The following is a 17722-nucleotide window of genomic DNA, read 5'->3' on the forward strand; positions in this document are numbered from 1 at the left end:
CGCACACAAGTGGCAGGAGGGGCTGTTGTGGACATCGATCACAAGAGCATGGAGGCCGCGGGCAAGGCGATCCACGACGAGGGCGGCGACTTCACCCGGGCCGTCAGCCTGGACCGCTCGATGGTGGAGAACCTCAGGGTCTACCTCGGCGAGGACGAGGCGGCGCTGATCTTCCGCCGGGGCAAGGACGGCCACCCCGGCTACGACGCCGCACAGAAGGACCTGTTCACGGCCCTGGACAACCTCACCAAGTCGTACGAGGCCATCGGCGTGGCCGTCACCGCCATGAGCAAGAACGTCAAGACCGCCGACTGGGCGAGCATGGTCGACAAGAACGCCTTCGTGCACGACCTGGTGGAGTTCGGCAAGCAGCAGCCGAAGGCCATCCCCCTGCCCACCACACCGGTCGAGCGGGCCTGACGACCGGAGAGGGAGGGGACGGGCATGGCCCTGGGGCTCGGAGCCAAAGTCGCCTTGACCGGCATGGCCGGGGCCGGAGTCGCGGGCGTGCTGGCGCCCGAGGTGCTCTTCGGCATCTCGTACCTGGACGGCGACCCGAAGAAGATCCGCGAGCTGGCCGACACGCTGGACGAGATCGCCGACGACATCGACAAGCACTTCCGCGAGGCCAACGAGGCCGCCGAGAAGGTCTGGAAGACCAGCGAGGACCCGGCGGTCGACGAGTTCAAGAAGTTCTGGACCACCCAGTACGGCCCGGCCGTGCTCGCGGTCTCGCTCAAGCACCGGAACGTGGCCAACGCCTGCCGCGCCTACGCCGACACGATCGAGAAGATCAATCACGCCCTGCACGTGCTGTGCTGGATCCTGACGGTGGACATGATGTTCACCATCGGATACCAGGTGGTCACCTGGAAGATCCTCCAGGCGATCATGAAGCGGAAGGCGCTGGCGCTCAAGGTCAGCGCCAACCGGTTCGTCGTCATGCTCCTGCCGCTGTTCGCGTACATGCTGGCCGACAGCGCCGCGTACGCGACGGGCGAGGTCGTCCTGCCCCTGGGGATCAACTACCTGGGCGGCATCAAGAAGGACCTGTCGGGCAACGACGTCAGGTCGGCCGGCTACAACCTCGACGCCTTCCGCGAGCACTTCGTCGCGAACATGGCCTTCGACACGGTGGCCGAGGGCAGCACGGCGCTGATGGCGAAGGTGCCCGGCCTGCGCACCCTCGGCACCCACGTCAAGCTGCCGAACGGCACCGAGCTGAACACCGGCAGCTTCCTGCCCCGGATGGCGTCCTCCGTCACGTACTCGATGACCATGGACGCGCAGCACGGGGACAACCCGCTGCCCGGCACGGAGCACGGCCTGACCAAGGAGGAGATGTACCAGAAGTTCCTCATCCACGGCACGCGCAGCCTCATCGCGCGTCCGTGATGAGGCCGCGGCTATCGGCGGCGCCGGTCGCCCTGGGCGGGAGGCCGGTCGCCTTCGAGGTAGGGGCGCGACAGCTCCATGAGGCGTCGCGCCGCGTCGTCGGTCGCGCGGCGCGACAGCTCCATGATCGCGCCCGCCAGCTCCTGCGACCCCAGGCGCATCGCCCTGGGGTCGAGATGCAGGCCGACGAGCTGCCCCGAGGACGAGACGCGCACCTTGATCTTGCCGTCCGAGCTCTCGGCCTGTCCCACGACGTCACCGACCTTCCCGATGACCTCGGAGAACTCCTGAGAACTCGCCTGGAAATCCGCCATGAGGCGGTCGAGCTCCGGATCGCCGCTGCGAAGATCTCGCTCCATCATGCGCCAGTTTTGCCACAAAGCTCGCATAAGGCGCAATACCTAACAAAAGACACAGCAGATCAGGGGACGCGGAGCACGATCTTGCCCCGGTTGCGTCCCCGCTCGCCGCGCGCGTGCGCCTCGGCGGCCTCCGCGAGCGGGAAGACCTCCTCGATCTCGACGCTCAGCTCGCCCTTGTCGATCAGCTCGGCGATCCTGGCCAGCGCCGCGCCGTCCGGCTCGACCAGGATCCCGGTGGCGCGCACGCCGCGTTCGCGGGCGCGCTCGACCAGCTCAGGCTCCACGCCCGACGGCACCGCGATCAGCAGCCCGCCCGGCCGCAGCACCTCCAGCGAACGGGTGCTCGTCCGGTCGTGGGAGTCGCCGACGAGGTCGAGGACCACGTCCACGTCGCGTACGGCCTCCTCGAACCTGGTCGTGGTGTAGTCGATCACCTCGTCCACGCCCAGCGAGCGCAGCCAGTCGTGCCTGGCGGCGCTCGCGGTGCCGATCACGTACGCGCCCGCGTGCCGGGCGAGCTGCACCGCCAGATGGCCGACGCCGCCCGCCGCCGCGTGGATCAGCACCCGCTGCCCGCTGCCGAGCGCGGCGGTGTCGACCAGGGACTGCCAGGCGGTGAGCGCGGCCAGCGGGATCCCGGCGGCGGCCTCATGGCCGAAGGCGCGCGGCTTGCGGGCGAAGTGGCGGGCGGGCGCGGTGACGTACTCGGCGTAGGCCCCCGCCTGGCGCGGGAACCACGGCATGCCGAACACCTCGTCCCCCGGCTCGAAGATGGTCACGCCGAACCCGGTCTCCTCGACCACGCCGGAGACGTCCCAGCCCAGGATGAACGGCGGCTCCCCCAGCACCCCGGCCATGCCGCCGCCCTGGCGGGTCTTCCAGTCGACGGGGTTCACGCCGGCGGCGTGCACCCGTACGAGGATTTCGGTGGGCAGCGGGGCCGGTCGCGGCACCTCGGCGAGGCGCAGCACCTCCGGTCCGCCGAAGGAGTCCTGAACGATCGCGTGCATGGTGGATGACATGCAGCCGAAGCTACCCATAGGACGGTAGTAACTAGCAAGGGACACTACTATCCTTTGGGAAGTAATCACCCATGAAGGAAAGGACCAGGCCATGGCGCTGACCTGCCGCACCGGCCTGCACGACCGGCACGACGTCTACGCGGCGCAGTGCCCCTGCCGGGACGTCCTCGACCTGCTGGCCAACAAGTGGTCCGCCCTCGCCGTCGGCGCGCTGGAGGAGGGGCCGCAGCGTTTCGGCGCGCTGCAGCGCCGCCTGGAGGGCGTGAGCCCCAAGGTGCTCACGCAGACCCTGCGCCGCCTGGAGGAGAACGGGTTCGTCGACCGTACGATCTACCCGGCGGTCCCGCTGCACGTCGAGTACGCGCTCACCGACCTCGGCCGCGGCGTGGCCGGCCCCCTCGGCCTGCTGCGCTCCTGGGTGGAGCAGCACCTCGACGAGATCCACTCCGCGCGCGCCGACGCGGGCGGCCCGCCGGAGGCGTGAGAGGATCGTCGCCGTGTCACGCCTGCTGATCGTGCACCACACCGCCTCGCCCACGCTCCAGGAACTCTTCACCGCCGTGCGCGACGGCGCCACGACCGACGAGGTCGAAGGCGTGGAGGTGGTCACCCGGGCGGCGCTGCGGGCCACCCCCGTCGACGTGTTCGAGGCCGACGGGGTCGTTCTGGGCACGCCCGCCAACATCGGCTACATGAGCGGCGCGCTCAAGCACTTCTTCGACACCGTCTACTACCCGTGCCTGGAGGAGACGCGGCGGATGCCGTACGGGCTGTACGTCCACGGCAACAACGACACGACCGGGGCCGTCCGCGCCGTCGAGTCGATCGCCGCCGGGCTCGGCTGGGAGCGGGTCGTCCGGCCGGTCACGGTGACGGGCCCGCCGGGCAAGGACGACCTGGCGGCCTGCTGGGAGCTCGGCGCCACTCTCGCCGCGACGATCAGCCCCACGTAGGGCGCGTCATCGGGCAGCCGTCAGGTCGGCGAGCCCGGCCCGTACGTCGGGGAACGAGCCGTCGCCGAACAGGACCCGCGCCGCCAGCGCCCGCCCGGCCCGGCCGCGCAGCAGCCCCACCGCCGCCTCCGCCGCCGCGGCCGTCCGTACGCCGGCGAGCGCCCGCCGCAGCAGCAGCCGCCCCCGGAACCGGGCCCGCAGCGCGCCCCCGTCGTACCGTCGCAGCACCTCCTGGTCACCGGTCCGCAGGTACTCGGCCACGACCGCCGCCGCCAGCTCCGACAGGCGCAGACACGGGTCCAGCCCGCCGGCCGTCAACGGCGACACCGCGCCCGCCGCGTCGCCGACGAGCAGCCCGGCCGGGCAGGCCAGCCGGCGCAGCACCCCGCCCACCGGGATCGGCCCGCCCCGGCGCTCGACCGGACCGGCGGGCGGGGTGTGCCCGGGCGCCCCGTCCGCCAGGAAGGCGTCCAGCAGGTGCCGTACCCCGGCGCGCATCGCGCCCGGGTCCCCCGCGACGCCGACGTGCGCCTGCCGCCCGTCGGCCACCACCCACCCCAGGTATCCGGGCGCGACCCGCGGATCCAGCACGCAGTGGAACACCGGGTCGCCCGTGCCCGGCACGATCGGGTGCACCAGCTCGGCTCCGACCAGGAACCGCCGGTTGACGTCTAGGCCCAGGTCACGGGCCACGTGCGAGCGGGCGCCGTCCGCGCCGACGACGTACCTCGCCGCCACAGGCTCCGCCCCCTCCAGGGTCACGACGCCCGACCGCGCCCTGACGTACCGGACGCCGGGGAGGACCTCCGCCCCGGCGGTCTCCGCCGCGCGGCGCGCGTACCGGTAGACGCCCGGCATGTCGGCCACGCGGTACTCGTCCCGATCGCTGGTGAGCCGGACCGGCGAGCGCCGCGACGGCGGGTACAGCAGCACGTCCCGGATGCCGGGCCCGAGCAGGTGCTCGGGCAGGTCGAAGTCGTCGAGGGTACGGCGGACGAAGATCCCCGTCGTCCGGATCCCCGAGTCCGGCGACCTGCGCCGGTCGATCACCAGCACGTCCAGATCGCGCCGGGCGAGCAGCCTGGCGGTGTGCAGACCGGCCAGCCCCGCCCCCACCACCAGTACGTCCACTCTTCGCATACCTCGCAAGGTAGGCGCGCTCCCGCGCCGGGACGGCGGTCTGCACGCTATCCGCCCGGCACCCTCACCTCACCTCCAGGGCGCCTGCACAACTTCGCCTCATCCCGCCCGCGTCAGGCGGGCGCGACGAAGCAGAACTCGTTGCCCTCGGGATCGGCCATGACCTGGAACGCCCCCTGATCGTCCACGACCTCCTCGCCGACCCGCGCGGCGCCGAGCCGTACCGCGGCGGCGACGGCCGGCCCGATCGCCTCGACCTCGATGTCCAGGTGCAGCCGGTTCTTCACCACCTTGCCCTCGGCCACCGGCTGGAACGCGAGCCGTACGCCGCCGGGCGGCTCCACGTGCGACCACCCCCGCGCCCGGTGCACCGGCTCACCCCCGAGCAGTGCCGCCCAGAACCCCACCAAACTCGCAGGATCCCGGCAGTCCACCACGATCTGGCTCACACGTCCACGCATGGCCGCCAGCGTAGCGATCAACGACCGGCCCGCCGCCGCCCGCCGGCGGCATTTCGCCGGCGCGGGGTGCGGCGCCGTGATGACCGCGAAGCTCGGCTACCTGGACCTGTTCGCGTGAATCATGGTGGAAAGGCGGTTGATGCTCTGCCTGGGTTCCTCTCCCTCGGTGTGGAGGACCGTCGTCGCGAGAGCCTCGTTCCCCGGGTCGTGCACCCATTGACGGAGGAAGTCGTGCCCGTCCCGGCTGATCCAGTCGGTTCCCTTCGTGGCGAGGCTGCGCCGCCGCAGGATCTGGATGGATCGTTCATGGTCGGAGGAAGGCAGTACGAGCACCACATGATCGACAGGGCGAAGCGCGAGCCGAACCCGCTGGAACAACTCGGACCGCGTGTAGTGGCTGTGACCGGCTCCGAGGGAGACGATCGCGCCCGGATGGTCGGCCATCATGCGTTCCACGGCATGGGCACGCGCGGGTTCCCACTCCCGCTCGGCCGCGACCCTGCCTACGGCCTGGATCCGGTCACGCAGCCGGTCCATGCTCCATCCGACCTCGGCGTAATAGGTCTCGCCGATGGCGTCCACATCGACGAACTCTCTTCCTGTGGCTGAGGCCAGTCCCTCCCCCAGCGTGCTCTTCCCTGCTGCGGCCGGACCGATGAGAACCACCCACGGGGCTGTACGCATTCCTCCATCCTGGCGGCCGGCGACAGGTCGCTGTGCTCCGGCACCGTGACAGCGCTCGCCATCATGGCTCTGTTCGGCGCGACAGGCGAGATCGGCCCCATACGCTGCGGCGCGTCGTTGAACAGCCTCGCCGAGACACTCGGCCCGCCGGGTGCCATCGGCCCTGTCAGCCGGCGGAGAAGGTGGCCGGACAGGAACGCCACCGCACCTGCCGCTGAACCGGCCGAAAGTATGATCTCGCCCACCACGGCCCCTGCTTCCGACCGGTGCCGTCACCTCGCGTGGCTCTACAGGATGAAGCCCCATGCCACGCGAAGATCTCCCCCAAGAGACACACCTCCAGGCCCCCGCCGGCCGGCAGCCCGAGAGCGCCGCACCCTCCTCGGGCCGGCCCCGGATCATCGCACTCGACGTGCTGCGCGGGTTCGCGCTGTGCGAGATCCTGCTCGCCAACATCCAGCTCATGGCCACCGGCGGCTCCGCCGTCGCGGTGCAGCCCATGGGCGACTGGGACCCCTGGCTCGGGCTGCCGATCTTCTCCCTGCTGTTCGGCATCGGGTTCGCGCTGCTGCTGGACTCCGCCGCGAGCCGCGTCCCCCGCCCACGCCTGGTCCTGCTGCGCCGGCTCGGGGCGCTGCTCGCGATCGGCCTCGTGCACATGCTGCTGTGGCCGGGCGAGATCCTGACCGACTACGCCGTCGTCGGCATGCTGGTGCTGCTGCCCTCGACCTGGCTGCCGCGCTGGGCCATGGCCGGCCTCGCCGCCGTACTCATCCCGGCGGCGCTGATCTTCGGCGGGGGCGGGCCCTTGCTGATCGCCGGGCTGTTCCTGCTGGGCGCGGCGCTGGTCCGCTACGGGGTGATCGGTCAGATCGAGCGATTCACCCGCGGGCCGCTCCTGCTGGGGCTGGCGTTCGCGGCGGGACTGGCCGCCGCACTGTGGGCACAGGCGAGCATGCGGGCCGTGGGTGCCACGACGTACCTGCCCGCCGTGACCACCCTGGCCGATCTGCTGCTCGTCGGCGTGTACGTGTGCGGCATGCTGATCCTGCTCAGAACGCCGCTGCGACCGGCGCTGCGGTTCGTCTTCGCGCCGCTGGGCCGGATGGCGCTGACCGGCTATCTGACCGCCACGCTCCTCGTTCTTCTGGCCGCGTACGTCCTCGGCCTGCCGATCGGCCAGTCCTTGACGACGGCGTACTGGACCGCCGGAGCCATCCTCGCCGCCCAGTGGCTGTTCTGCACGCTCTGGCTGCGCCGCCACCGCCAGGGCCCCATCGAGTGGCTCTGGCGCTGGGCCACCTGGGCACGCCGCCCGCCCCTCAGCCGGGCCGGGAGATCATGAGCTTGGGGCCGGCTCGGGCATAGTGGTCCATGCCCAAAACCGGACAACCGGCCGGTCACCGTAGAAGGAGCGAACCATGAGATTCGACGACCATCGCGTGGTCATCACCGCTGCCGGCCGCGACTTCGGGCGAACTCTGGCCATCCGATTCGCCGACCTCGGCGCGGAGGTCTTCCTGTCCGCACGCAGCCTCGCCGCCGCCGAGCGGGTCCGCGACGAGATCCGCGACCGCGGCCATCAGCAGGTCCACGCCTATGCCTGCGACCTGACCGATCCCGCCTCGATCCGCGACTTCGCGTCCGGCGTCAACCAGCGCACCGACCGCGTCGACATCCTGATCAACAACGGCGCGCGCTACCTCCACGGGCCGGACCTCCAGTCAGCCTCCGACGCCGATGTCGTCGACACCATCGCATCCGGCGCGACGGGCACGGTCCTTACCGTGAAGAACTTCCTCCCTCTCCTGCTCAACTCGGACAAGCCGGATGTGGTGACGATGGTCTCCGCCTGCGGGACGGCCGGACATCACCGCTCGGACGCGCACGACGCCTTCTACGCAGCCAAGAGCGCCCAAGCCGGATTCACCGAGATCCTCTCCAAGCGCCTGCGACCCCAGGGAGTCCGGGTGATATCGCTCTACCCGCCCGACTTCGACAACCCCGACCCCCTCTCCAAGGAGTGGGAATCCACGCCACGGGAGGCCAAGGACGCCCTCACCGCGCAGTCACTCGCGCAGTGCATCCTCTTCGCGGTCACCCAGCCCCGTGACTGCTTCATCAAGGCATTCCACTTCGAACAGGTCTGAGTGCTCGCACGCTGGAGCAAGCTGCGCGCGATCCCGAAGTCGGTGAGGAGCACGCGGCCGTCCCGCGCGAACATCACGTTCGCCGGCTTCACGTCCCGGGGCACGATGCCGGACGCGTGCGCCGTACCGAGGGCCTCCAACGGGCCGTTCTGGAGAATCCGCTCAGCGAGGGTGCCGCCGTCGACGAGTTCCATGACGATCCACGGCGCTTGATCCTCGATCACCACGTCGTGGAGGGTGACGATGTGCGGGTGTGACCGCAGCCGGGCCGCGTTGCGCGCCTCACGCTCGGCGCGGCGCAGCCGCTGCGCACGCTCTTCGTCGGAGGCTGCCGACGGGAGCCAGACCTCCTTCACCGCCACATCCACATCGAGAGATTCGTCGTGAGCCTTCCAGACCCGTCCGAAGCCCCCGCCGCCCAGAACGGACTCGAGGCGGTACCGCCCGCTGATCACACGTCCTGGCTGTGTCTGCACCGAAATCCTGGCAGCCTACCTGCGCGTACACGCGCGAATCTGTCAAGTCTCCAGACCCGCGGCATTTACCAGACGTCTTCGAACAGGCAACGCAGCAGGCACGACTCCCGTACCCGTCAGGGCCGCGGCGGCGACCATACGTACGGCGTGGTCGTGGTCACCGCGCGGAAGCCGAGCCGCCGCAAGATCGGCGCGCTGTCGTCGGACGCGTCCACGTGCAGGAACCTGACATCGCGGGCAACGGCGAGCTCCGCACGGGCGGCGACCAGCGCGCGGTAGATGCCCCGGCCCCGCCATGCCGGCAACGTGGAACCACCCCACAAACCGGCGAACTCGGTGCCCTCGCGGAAGACCAGCCAGGCTGCGGAGACCACCTCTCCGTCGGCTTCGGCGACCATGACAACGATCTCGTCCGGAGCTGCCGACACGCGGGCGATCAGGTCATCACCGAGCCAGGACCAGTCCTGTCCCCAGACGATGGACTCCATTGCGGCGATACGACGCATGTCGACGTCGTCCGTCACCTGCCGCAGGGTGACCCCACTCGGCAGAGCCGGTGCGGCGTTCATGTCCTTGGCAAAACCGATGAGGACCGTCTCCTGCTCCTCCGGTACGAATCCCGCCGCGAGCAGACGCTCGGTGAGGTCGGCCGGCTGATCGTGCCCGCGGGTCTTCCATTCGACCGCCTCGCCGCGCGCGGCGAAGTAGTCGCGCTGGCGGATGATCAGCCGGTCGAGTTCGCCACCGCGGACCCCGACGTCGCGCGGGGCGCTGACGAAGCCGCGGAACTGGCCGACGATCCGCAACAGCGGACCGTCCTGCTCGATGATGACACCGGCGGGCGGGTGAGGAGGCGCTCCGCGCATCTGCTGGTCATATGCCGCAAGCAAGTCGTCGATCTCTGTCACAGGACAAGACAGTACGAGCTATGACAACTGCTTTTCGCCTGGGCAACAAGGCGCAGCCGGCGTTCCAGCCACGACCGCCCCCGTTCGGCGGCGCCTGCCACCCCTTGTACGCCTGCCGCCGCACGCTGCGAGCCCGTGGGCGTCGACGTCGAGCGCTATCGATGGTTGGTTCCGGAGGACGAACTACACCTCACCAACAACGTCCGAGTGATCGACGGAGGCGGACGGACCGAATCGGCCTTCTACGCTGGTGAAGGCATCGAGCAACTCATGACGGACCCCCAGGGCAACATCTGGGCTGGCTACTTCGACGAGTCGAACTACTGGTTCGCCAACCCGGACGGCACCCGCTCGGCGATCAGTCGCTCACCGTGTAGCGAGATCTTCGAAACCCAGCTTCAGTCAGCTCTGCCCCACGACGACATGGAGCTCACTGCCCCGACCCAGCACAGTCGCCGTCCTGGGCACCGCTCGCCCGTTGGGCATCACCAGCTGTGCGGGACGCTCCACCGAAAAGGCTCCTCCTCGAATGCTCCCAGCGACCAACCGACGCCGACCCTTATAGCCACCGACGAGAACGACTCGGTCATCGGCGACTACAAGCGCATGAGCGCCGCGCACCGCCGTGGACCAGCCGGCGACCGCCGCAGCTCGGATTCGCACGATGGGGAAGCCCATGTAGTAGTGGGCCCAGGCATCCTCCCCCGCCACATTCAAACGCATAGCAGTCGGCGATCCCGCCGAACTCGCCGTCATACGGATAACGCCACGCGATGTCCAGATCAGACCGAAAGCGAATCAGTCCGCGGGAACCGATAGGTAGAGGGCTGTCCGCCTCTCCCCATCCGCGGTTGCCGCACACCCCTTCGTCGAAGTAGCTCACCCATATCTCGCCGGAAGGCGTCGTCTGCACGTCTTCAATTCCGTCTCCCAGCACACCCTCTCGCTGGCGCTTCCCGTCGGCATCGTAGATGGCGGCGTTGCACTCGGCAGCCCCGTCACGCCAGCAGCACCGCGCACCCACCAAGAGCACGCCCCCGTCCGGCAGCGGCTGGGCAATGGGGTGCGCGAGTGACTGCCCGGCGATGGGCACCGTCGTCGCCAGTCGCGCAGACGCTCGCCCACCCTTGAACCGCTACCTTGTCCACGTGATCGTCGAGCAGCAGGTCTACTTCATGATCCAGTCCGATGAACTGGATCCCGGGCAGATCACCCAATACGTGGGCGTCGAGCCGACTCGGTCTGAGGCGAAGGAGTCACGACGCGGCAGGAAGAGCGGGCGCCTGCTACCGCCACGACACGAATGGATGCTCGACTCCGGCCTTGCGGAGACCACCTCACTCAATGAGCAGGTGGAAGCTGTCATAAATCAGTTGGCCGGCGCCTGGGATCGAATCGGAGAGCTGACCGCCGATGGCGCAGCGGCCACGTTGGTCATGCTTCGGTCGTTCGAACCGGGAGAGCACGCCAGCCCGCGAGGGCTCTTTCTTGACGCAGAAGCCCTCAGTTCTCTTCACAGAGCTGGAGCCGATCTATGGATCGACGAGTACGACTTATCCTAGGGCCCGCAATGGAGACGCTCGCAAGGTAACCGGCGGAGCCTCGGGATACAGGAGTTGAGCGCTGAACTCATCGCCGTCCACCGTCTACAAGGTGATCAGCCACGTACAGCGGCCAGCTACGCTGTGGCGAACGTGAGGGCTGCATCTGAGCGGCGGCGGGGCAACCCCGGTCGGAGCGTTCGGTCCGTACGGCGGGGCTCATGAGCTGCGCCTTCTGTGTCGGCCATCGCTGAGAGGATGCCAAGATGGCCCCGAATGCTGTCGACTACCTCTGGTTCAACGACGATCGGTTCCCCGACCTGGCGGACTCGTACTGCTTCACCCTTGTCCGCCAAATAACCCCCGAATTACTGATGAGTCGACTCGGTGCCCAAGCCGAAGCTTCCCCTCGTAAGACGCTCGATGAGCTGATCGCTGCTTCCTACTCCGGTCCTGGCCCACTCGGCACCTGGGATGGCAATTTCTTCGGAGCCGTCTGCCTTGGGGATTGGCTTCTCATCGTCGAGGCGAACGGGCACCTCGGCGTGAACAAGAAGGCCATCGTGCCGTTGTCGGCTGGTACGCGACTCGTTTCGCATTCCCGTAACGTCAACGCAGTGGGTTACTTCCACTGGGTGGAGGACGGGGAGATCCGCCTCTCCTTCGACCCACTTTTCCCCTCCCTCCGCCACGGCAGCACCCCGGACGAACTCTCAGGAATGATGCAACGAGTGGGCTTCGACCTCGGCGACGACATCGATGGCGGTATCCACGACAAGGCGGTATTCGCCCTGGCCGAGCACCTCACGGGAGTCAAGCTGACGCCACAGTTGCTGGAGGAATCCACTTACCTGTGCGGCCTGGCGCCTCGACCCCGATGAGCACCCGGAGGCATGCTCGCCCACGGCAAGGTCCGCTACGACAACCTGACCTCGGCGGTGAAGAAGGTCCTCGGGTTGAACCAGGCCCGGGTCGAAACGAACGCTGGCTGGCCTTTCGATCCCACTTCGGGCTGGACACCTTCTATTGCAGGCCAGGTCAGGAAGGCGCGCATGAGAAGGTCGGGGTTGAAGGCGAGGTCGGCCGGTTCCGCCGCAACCATCTCGTCCCCGTGCCGAATGTCGCCACCATCCGCGAGCTCAATCACCTGATCGAGCAGTGGGATGTCGAGGATGACCAGCGCAAGATCGGCGCCCGCGCATGGACGGTCGCTGAGTACTTCGCATTGGAGCAGCCGCTGCTGCAGCCGCTGCCCGCAGAGCCGTTCGAGACTGCCCGTGTGCTCCACCCTCGGGCCGACCGGCGTGTGCACCCGTTGGTGGGGCGAGCGCACCGATCGCGTGCACGCCATGCGGGCTGGGACACGGAACATAAGCAGACGAACGACCGCGATTAAGCATCGACGCGATGCCCCGCCTCGGTTACCGTGCTCCTTAGGACACCCACGGTAACCAGCCAGGTCCGGCCAAGGGGCAAACATGTCTGATGAGGAACAGCGGTCTCTCACCAAAGAAGAAATCCAGAACTACTTCCGGGACAACACCGACTTCTTCTTCGGCGCCTTGCGCCAGGCTCAGGAACTGGTCGACAGCAGCCGCGAGGCCGAAGAATCCGCACAGGTCCCCGTCCCGGTGGACACGCTCAGGACAATGCATCAAGCGATGATGACCATGTACAAGGTCATGGGTGATCAGGAGATGCTGCCCCCGTTCGGCAACCACGGCGACCGGGGGGCGGGCGCCGACTGGAACCCGCTCAGCACGCACGGCGTCGATGTCGGCGACCTCAGTCCTTTCGGCTGAGCAGGTGAGCGAGCATCAGGTCATGAGCCTCCTGAAGAAGCTTCTGTATCCGCACGACCTGGAGACGTTCTTCTCCCGCATCTGGGAGCAGGACTACTTACACATCCGCCGCGCCGACAATCCCGCCCTGCACGAGCTGCTACCCGCGCTGGTGTCGCTTGAGGATCTGGATGAGCTGCTCACTGTCACCTACGCCACCGGCTCTCACCGCTCTGATGCTCTGTGCCTGACCCGGGAAGGGCACGTCTTGGCACCCGGCGAGTACCTGCGCCCGGCTGCCGCGGGGCAGCCGCTCGTGCAGATCGACGTGGAACGCGCGCTGACGCTGTACCGCCACGGCGCGTCGATCACCCTAAACCGGGTAAACGAGGCCCTACCTACGGTGGGCGGGCTGTGTGATGAGCTGTCGGCGTTCTTCGGGGTGCGGGTGCACGCCAACGCCTACTTCACTCCCGCCGACGCCCAGGGCTTCCCCACCCACTTCGACACTCACGACGTGATCCTCCTACAGCTCGTCGGCGCCAAAAACTGGCACATCCAGCCGCCGCCGGTGCAACTGCCGACCCCCACGATGCACGACCACGGCGCTGCCCCGACCGGTCCCGTCAGCGAGGTCCTGCTGCGCTCGGCAGAGCTGCTGTACATTCCCCGCGGCTTCGTCCACCAGGGGATTGCAACTGATGCCCCATCGGTACACCTGACCCTCGGAATCACTCCCTACCCCTGGTCCTGGCTGCTGCACCGCTTGCTGGACGACCTGGAGCGCAATGACGCCGATTTCCGGCGATCAGTGGCCCCGCAGCTGGGACGCGCCGCTCTCGACGAGAGCCGGCTCACCGAGACCCTGACGATGCTGGCGGCGCGGCTAGTCGACACCGAACGCGTCCTGCGCGCCCTCGACCACCAGGTCGCCGGGATCGACCGCCCGGGCGGCATGCCGCTACGCGGGCTCCTGACGCAGCTCACGTGCCACGAGGAGGTCACGCCAGCGAGCCTGGTCCGGCTGAAGCAGTCGGTCCAGGTCGACCTGAGCCGATCCGGGGATCGCATCATGCTGTCCTTCGGGCACACAGTGCTCACCCTTCCCGCGTTCACCGAAGCGGCGCTGCGCATCCTGTGCAGTGGCGCTGCCGTCTGCGCTGCGCAGCTTCCCGCCGAGATAGATGACAGCGGAAAACTGGTGCTGATCAAACGACTGATCCGGGAAGAGCTGCTGGAGTTCGCCGATCCCCTCGTCCCAGCCTGATGTCGGCGTACGGGGCCATGTGCAGAGTCAGGTACAGGTAAACGTGCAGAGGTGAGCGGCTGTGTCCGGTGTCCGCTGCCTGCCAAGTGATGTCGATCACCTTGGCGGGGGCGAGGCGATGGTGCTGGAGGCCGAGCGGTGGCGGGCACACCATGACCATCCACGTACCGGCTGGTGACGACTTCGACCCCGCCGCATTCGCCGCGTTCCTGTGACGCCCCCCACCGTGTCAACCCCCCGCACAGGGGCCCTGCCACGGGAATGTGACATGCCATGACACGAGCACGTTCAGTACCAGAGATAGCTCCCGTGAGAAGCCAAGACCGATGACTCGTCGGCCTCGCTCCCGCTCCTGGGCTTGTGCATCTCGGCTCTGAGGCAGCGCCGCGAGTCGCAAGACGAGGCACGCGAAAAGGCCGGCGACAAGTGGAAGGAGTCAGACCTGGCATTTACCACGAGATGCGGCACGCCATCGAACCGCGGAACCTCAACCGGGCCTTCGAAGCGCACTGCAAGAACGCCGATGCCCCGCGTATCCGCGTCCACGACACCCGGCACACCTGCACCTCGCTCCTGGCCGCACTCGACGTCCACCCGCGCGTGGCGATGCGCGTCCTCAGGCACTCACAGATCAGCGTGACCATGAATTTCTACATCCAAATCCCGAGCCCCGAGACCCGCAAGGCCCTGGATCGTCTCGCGCATACACTCCGCCGACCTGGGACCTAGATCGATCTGCCACCCGCCCCGCTGCTCTCAGCGCGGCATTTTCTTTGTTCACTACTGAGGCCACCGGTTGTCCTGGCACCGTGGAGTGACGAAGTACCACGAGGAGCCGCCCCCATCCGACCTCGATCCAGAGCAGGAAGCCCTGTTCAACACGCTGCTGACGGTCCAGGTCTTCGCAACTACCTCCGTGCAGCGCGTAAGAAGCTTCGCGTGCAGTAGGCGTCGGATCGGTGCGAGGCCGTTGCTGTACAGCGCTGCTGTACAGCGATCAGAAAGGCCCCTCCCGAATCCCGGAAGGGGCCTTTGAGTTGCAGAGCCGACGAGGGGAATCGAACCCCTGACCTTCTGTTTACAAGACAGATGCTCTGCCGATTGAGCTACGTCGGCGCGGCCTACCAGTGTAGACGCTAGAGGCGTCGCTGACGAGCGACCTCGTACAGCGCCACTCCGGCCGCCACCCCCGCGTTCAGGGACTCGGCGGCGGCCTGCATCGGGATGCGGGCCAGGACGTCGCATTGTTCGCGGACCAGGCGGGACAGGCCCTTGCCCTCGGAGCCGACGACGATGACGGCCGGTTCGGTCAGGAGGTCGACGTCGGCGATGTCGGTGTCGCCGGTGCCGTCCAGGCCGATGACGAACAGGCCGGCGTCGCGGTATTCGCGGAGGGCGGCGGTGAGGTTGGAGGCGCGGGCGACGCGCAGGCTGGCGAGGGTGCCGGCCGAGGTCTTCCAGGCTCCCGCCGTGACGCCGGCCGAGCGGCGGGACGGGATGAGCAGGCCGTGGGCGCCGAACGCGGTGGCGGAGCGGGCGATGGCCCCGAGGTTGCGCGGGTCCGTGACCGAGTCGAGGGCGACGATCAGCGGGGTCTCGGCGGCGTCCTGCGCGAGTTCGACGAGGTCGGACGGGTGCGCGTAGTCGTACGCCGGGATCTGGAGTGCGATGCCCTGGTGGACCGCGCCCTCGGTCAGGCGGTCGAGCTTGTCGCGGGAAACCTCGAGCAGCGCGATGCCCTGCTCCGCGGCGATCTTGATCGAGTCGCGGACGCGGTCGTCGTTGTCCATGCGCTGCGCGATGTACAGGGCGGTGCAGGGCACGCCGGCGTGCAGGGCCTCAAGGACGGGGTTGCGGCCGCCGATGTATTCCGGGGAGTCTTCGGAGCGGCGCTGGCGGGCCGCTCCGGCGGACGGGCGGCGGGCGCCCGTGCCCCCGCCGCGCTCCTCGCGGGCGACGCGCTCGGAGCGGGCCTTGTCTTTGTACCAGTGACGCATCTCGGCAGGCGGGGTCGCGCCCTTGCCCTGGAGACCGCGGCGTACCTGGCCTCCGGTGCCCTTGCTCGGGCCCTTCTTCTTCGCGGGCCTGCCCGAAGCCCTACCGCCTGCTGCCATGGGAACAAGGGTACTCGGGCCGCCGGGCGCCTCACTCCACTCGGGCGGAGTGAGGCTCCGTCAGCGGGACAGCTCCCAGCGGGCGCCGTGCGGCGTGTCCTCGACCGTGATGCCCGCGGCCGTGAGCTGGTCGCGGATCGCGTCGGCCGCCGCGTAGTCCTTGCGGGCGCGGGCCGCCTTGCGCTGCTCCAGGGCCACCGCCACCAGCGCGTCCACGACGGGCGACAGGTCAGAGCCGGTGCCGCGCCACTGCGGAGAACGCGGGTCGAGGCCGAGGACGTCGAGCATGTTCTGGGTCTCGGCGAGCAGCCGCGCCACGGCCTCCTTGTCGCCGCGCGACAGCGCCACGTTGCCCTCCCGCACCACCTCGTGGACGACCGCCAGTGCCTGGGGCGTGCCCAGGTCGTCGTTGAGTGCGTCCACGAACGCCTGCGGCAGCGGCGCGTCGGCGTCCACGTCGTGGATGACCTCGGCGGCGCGGGTGACGAAGCCCTCGATGCGCTGGTAAGCGGCCGCCGCCTCCCGCAGCGCCTCCTCCGAGTACTCGATGGAGGAGCGGTAGTGCGGCGCCGCCAGGTAGTAGCGGAGCTCGACCGGGCGCACCTTCTGCACCATCTCGGGAATCAGCAGGGAGTTGCCGAGCGACTTGCTCATCTTCTCCGCGCCGATCTTGACCAGCCCGTTGTGCATCCAGTTGCGAGCGAACGCGTCGCCGGCCGCCTGGGACTGGGCGATCTCGTTCTCGTGGTGCGGGAAGATCAGGTCGATGCCGCCCCCGTGGATGTCGAACGTCGGCCCGAGGTATTTCGTGGCCATCGCCGAGCATTCGAGGTGCCAGCCGGGACGCCCCGGGCCCCACGGCGTGGGCCAGGTGGGCTCGCCCGGCTTCTCGCCCTTCCACAGGGCGAAGTCGCGCGGGTCGCGCTTGCAGCTCTCGTCGTCGGTGTCGCCCGCGCCCCGCATGTTCTCCAGCTTCTGGTTGGAGAGGGAGCCGTAGTGGTCGGCCCAGGAGCGGACGTCGAAGTAGACGTCGCCGCCGGAGGCGTAGGCGTGCCCGCGGTCGATCAGCCGCCGCATGAGGGTGATCATCTCGGGCACATGCCCCGTCGCCCGCGGCTCGACCGTCGGCGGCAGGCATCCCAGCGTGTCGTACGCCCACGTGAAGGCCCGCTGGTTGCGCTCGGCCACCACGAACCAGGGCACGCCCTCCTCGGCCGACACCCTGATGATCTTGTCGTCGATGTCGGTGACATTGCGGCAGAACGTCACGTCATAGCCGGAACGGGTCAGCCAGCGCCGGAGCACGTCGAAGTTCACGCCCGAGCGGATGTGCCCGATATGCGGCGGAGCCTGCACGGTGGCCCCACACAGGTAAATCGACGCCCGGCCGGCTTCGACCGGAACGAATTCACGGATGGCGCGCGTGCTGGTGTCGTAGATGTGCAGGCTCACAAAGGCAAGGCTAACG

General features: G+C 68.7%; 20 protein-coding genes, 1 tRNA gene and 1 pseudogene. 11 read left to right on the forward strand and 11 right to left on the reverse strand.

The window, feature by feature from the left end; all coding sequences use genetic code 11:
- Nucleotides 1-27 precede the first annotated feature (27 nt).
- Together SMD20_RS26090 and SMD20_RS26095 are read left to right on the forward strand one after the other, a co-directional pair.
- Nucleotides 28-420, forward strand: coding sequence for a hypothetical protein (locus SMD20_RS26090; protein WP_329585733.1), 393 nt, complete (start codon nucleotides 28-30; stop codon nucleotides 418-420).
- A 24-nt stretch (nucleotides 421-444) separates the two neighbouring features.
- Nucleotides 445-1395 carry a WXG100-like domain-containing protein gene (locus SMD20_RS26095; RefSeq protein WP_329585735.1) on the forward strand — a complete coding sequence of 317 codons (951 nt, stop codon included), beginning with the start codon at nucleotides 445-447 and terminating at the stop codon, nucleotides 1393-1395.
- Between the two features lie 11 nt (nucleotides 1396-1406).
- Here SMD20_RS26095 and SMD20_RS26100 read toward each other — a convergent pair whose 3' ends face one another.
- Both SMD20_RS26100 and SMD20_RS26105 read right to left on the reverse strand, forming a co-directional pair.
- Entirely contained in the window at nucleotides 1407-1757 is a 351-nt protein-coding gene (locus tag SMD20_RS26100; protein WP_329585738.1) for a YbaB/EbfC family nucleoid-associated protein, read from the reverse strand.
- A gap of 59 nt (nucleotides 1758-1816) precedes the next feature.
- Nucleotides 1817-2779, reverse strand: coding sequence for an NADP-dependent oxidoreductase (locus SMD20_RS26105; RefSeq protein WP_329585741.1), 963 nt, complete (start codon nucleotides 2777-2779; stop codon nucleotides 1817-1819).
- Nucleotides 2780-2870: 91 nt separating this feature from the next.
- On the opposite strand from SMD20_RS26105, the gene SMD20_RS26110 reads away from it, so the two are divergent.
- Nucleotides 2871-3263 (forward strand): winged helix-turn-helix transcriptional regulator, encoded by a 393-nt coding sequence (locus SMD20_RS26110; protein ID WP_329585744.1) that lies wholly within the window; start codon nucleotides 2871-2873, stop codon nucleotides 3261-3263.
- 13 nt (nucleotides 3264-3276) lie between these two features.
- Nucleotides 3277-3732 (forward strand): flavodoxin family protein, encoded by a 456-nt coding sequence (locus SMD20_RS26115; RefSeq protein ID WP_329585747.1) that lies wholly within the window; start codon nucleotides 3277-3279, stop codon nucleotides 3730-3732.
- 6 nt (nucleotides 3733-3738) lie between these two features.
- On the opposite strand, the gene SMD20_RS26120 is transcribed toward SMD20_RS26115, so the two are convergent.
- From SMD20_RS26120 to SMD20_RS26130, 3 genes are all read right to left on the reverse strand, one after another.
- On the reverse strand, nucleotides 3739-4872 hold the full coding sequence (locus SMD20_RS26120; protein WP_329585750.1) for an NAD(P)/FAD-dependent oxidoreductase: 1134 nt from the start codon (nucleotides 4870-4872) through the stop codon (nucleotides 3739-3741).
- A gap of 113 nt (nucleotides 4873-4985) precedes the next feature.
- Nucleotides 4986-5333, reverse strand: a complete 348-nt coding sequence (locus SMD20_RS26125) for a VOC family protein (RefSeq protein ID WP_329585753.1) — start codon at nucleotides 5331-5333, stop codon at nucleotides 4986-4988.
- Nucleotides 5334-5429: 96 nt separating this feature from the next.
- The gene (locus SMD20_RS26130) at nucleotides 5430-5999 is read right to left on the reverse strand and encodes a shikimate kinase (protein ID WP_329585755.1); all 570 of its coding nucleotides are present in this window, start codon (nucleotides 5997-5999) and stop codon (nucleotides 5430-5432) included.
- Between the two features lie 322 nt (nucleotides 6000-6321).
- Here SMD20_RS26130 and SMD20_RS26135 point away from each other — a divergent pair, with 322 nt between their 5' ends.
- Nucleotides 6322-7362 (forward strand): DUF418 domain-containing protein, encoded by a 1041-nt coding sequence (locus SMD20_RS26135; RefSeq protein WP_329585757.1) that lies wholly within the window; start codon nucleotides 6322-6324, stop codon nucleotides 7360-7362.
- Nucleotides 7363-7438: 76 nt separating this feature from the next.
- On the forward strand, nucleotides 7439-8167 hold the full coding sequence (locus SMD20_RS26140; RefSeq protein WP_329585759.1) for an SDR family oxidoreductase: 729 nt from the start codon (nucleotides 7439-7441) through the stop codon (nucleotides 8165-8167).
- Between the two features lie 35 nt (nucleotides 8168-8202).
- Here SMD20_RS26140 and SMD20_RS48385 read toward each other — a convergent pair.
- Together SMD20_RS48385 and SMD20_RS26150 are read right to left on the reverse strand one after the other, a co-directional pair.
- Nucleotides 8203-8643: pseudogene (locus SMD20_RS48385) on the reverse strand (serine/threonine-protein kinase); the annotation flags it as partial.
- A gap of 116 nt (nucleotides 8644-8759) precedes the next feature.
- Nucleotides 8760-9551 carry a GNAT family N-acetyltransferase gene (locus SMD20_RS26150; protein WP_329585765.1) on the reverse strand — a complete coding sequence of 264 codons (792 nt, stop codon included), beginning with the start codon at nucleotides 9549-9551 and terminating at the stop codon, nucleotides 8760-8762.
- A 1148-nt stretch (nucleotides 9552-10699) separates the two neighbouring features.
- Between SMD20_RS26150 and SMD20_RS26155 the strand changes: the two genes are divergently transcribed.
- Nucleotides 10700-11113: a DUF4279 domain-containing protein gene (locus tag SMD20_RS26155; RefSeq protein ID WP_329585769.1), complete on the forward strand. Its 414-nt coding sequence runs from the start codon at nucleotides 10700-10702 to the stop codon at nucleotides 11111-11113.
- 245 nt (nucleotides 11114-11358) lie between these two features.
- Nucleotides 11359-11973: a DUF6461 domain-containing protein gene (locus tag SMD20_RS26160; protein ID WP_329585772.1), complete on the forward strand. Its 615-nt coding sequence runs from the start codon at nucleotides 11359-11361 to the stop codon at nucleotides 11971-11973.
- Nucleotides 11974-12008: 35 nt separating this feature from the next.
- Here SMD20_RS26160 and SMD20_RS26165 read toward each other — a convergent pair whose 3' ends face one another.
- Nucleotides 12009-12404: a hypothetical protein gene (locus tag SMD20_RS26165; RefSeq protein WP_329585775.1), complete on the reverse strand. Its 396-nt coding sequence runs from the start codon at nucleotides 12402-12404 to the stop codon at nucleotides 12009-12011.
- Between the two features lie 166 nt (nucleotides 12405-12570).
- Here SMD20_RS26165 and SMD20_RS26170 point away from each other — a divergent pair, with 166 nt between their 5' ends.
- The 3 genes from SMD20_RS26170 to SMD20_RS26180 all read left to right on the forward strand — a co-directional run bounded on the left by SMD20_RS26170 (nucleotide 12571) and on the right by SMD20_RS26180 (nucleotide 14869).
- Nucleotides 12571-12894 (forward strand): hypothetical protein, encoded by a 324-nt coding sequence (locus SMD20_RS26170; RefSeq protein WP_329585778.1) that lies wholly within the window; start codon nucleotides 12571-12573, stop codon nucleotides 12892-12894.
- Between the two features lie 22 nt (nucleotides 12895-12916).
- On the forward strand, nucleotides 12917-14140 hold the full coding sequence (locus tag SMD20_RS26175) for a cupin domain-containing protein (protein WP_329585781.1): 1224 nt from the start codon (nucleotides 12917-12919) through the stop codon (nucleotides 14138-14140).
- 459 nt (nucleotides 14141-14599) lie between these two features.
- Nucleotides 14600-14869: a tyrosine-type recombinase/integrase gene (locus SMD20_RS26180; protein ID WP_329585782.1), complete on the forward strand. Its 270-nt coding sequence runs from the start codon at nucleotides 14600-14602 to the stop codon at nucleotides 14867-14869.
- Between the two features lie 314 nt (nucleotides 14870-15183).
- On the opposite strand, the gene SMD20_RS26185 is transcribed toward SMD20_RS26180, so the two are convergent.
- The 3 genes from SMD20_RS26185 to cysS all read right to left on the reverse strand — a co-directional run bounded on the left by SMD20_RS26185 (nucleotide 15184) and on the right by cysS (nucleotide 17706).
- A tRNA-Thr gene (locus SMD20_RS26185) sits at nucleotides 15184-15256 on the reverse strand.
- Between the two features lie 20 nt (nucleotides 15257-15276).
- Nucleotides 15277-16254: a 23S rRNA (guanosine(2251)-2'-O)-methyltransferase RlmB gene (gene rlmB / locus SMD20_RS26190; RefSeq protein ID WP_329585785.1), complete on the reverse strand. Its 978-nt coding sequence runs from the start codon at nucleotides 16252-16254 to the stop codon at nucleotides 15277-15279.
- A 60-nt stretch (nucleotides 16255-16314) separates the two neighbouring features.
- Entirely contained in the window at nucleotides 16315-17706 is a 1392-nt protein-coding gene (gene cysS / locus SMD20_RS26195) for a cysteine--tRNA ligase (RefSeq protein WP_329585788.1), read from the reverse strand.
- Between the last annotated feature and the right edge of the window lie 16 nt (nucleotides 17707-17722).

It is taken from the genome of Nonomuraea sp. LP-02 (assembly GCF_036289125.1).
Classification (GTDB): domain Bacteria; phylum Actinomycetota; class Actinomycetes; order Streptosporangiales; family Streptosporangiaceae; genus Nonomuraea; species Nonomuraea bangladeshensis.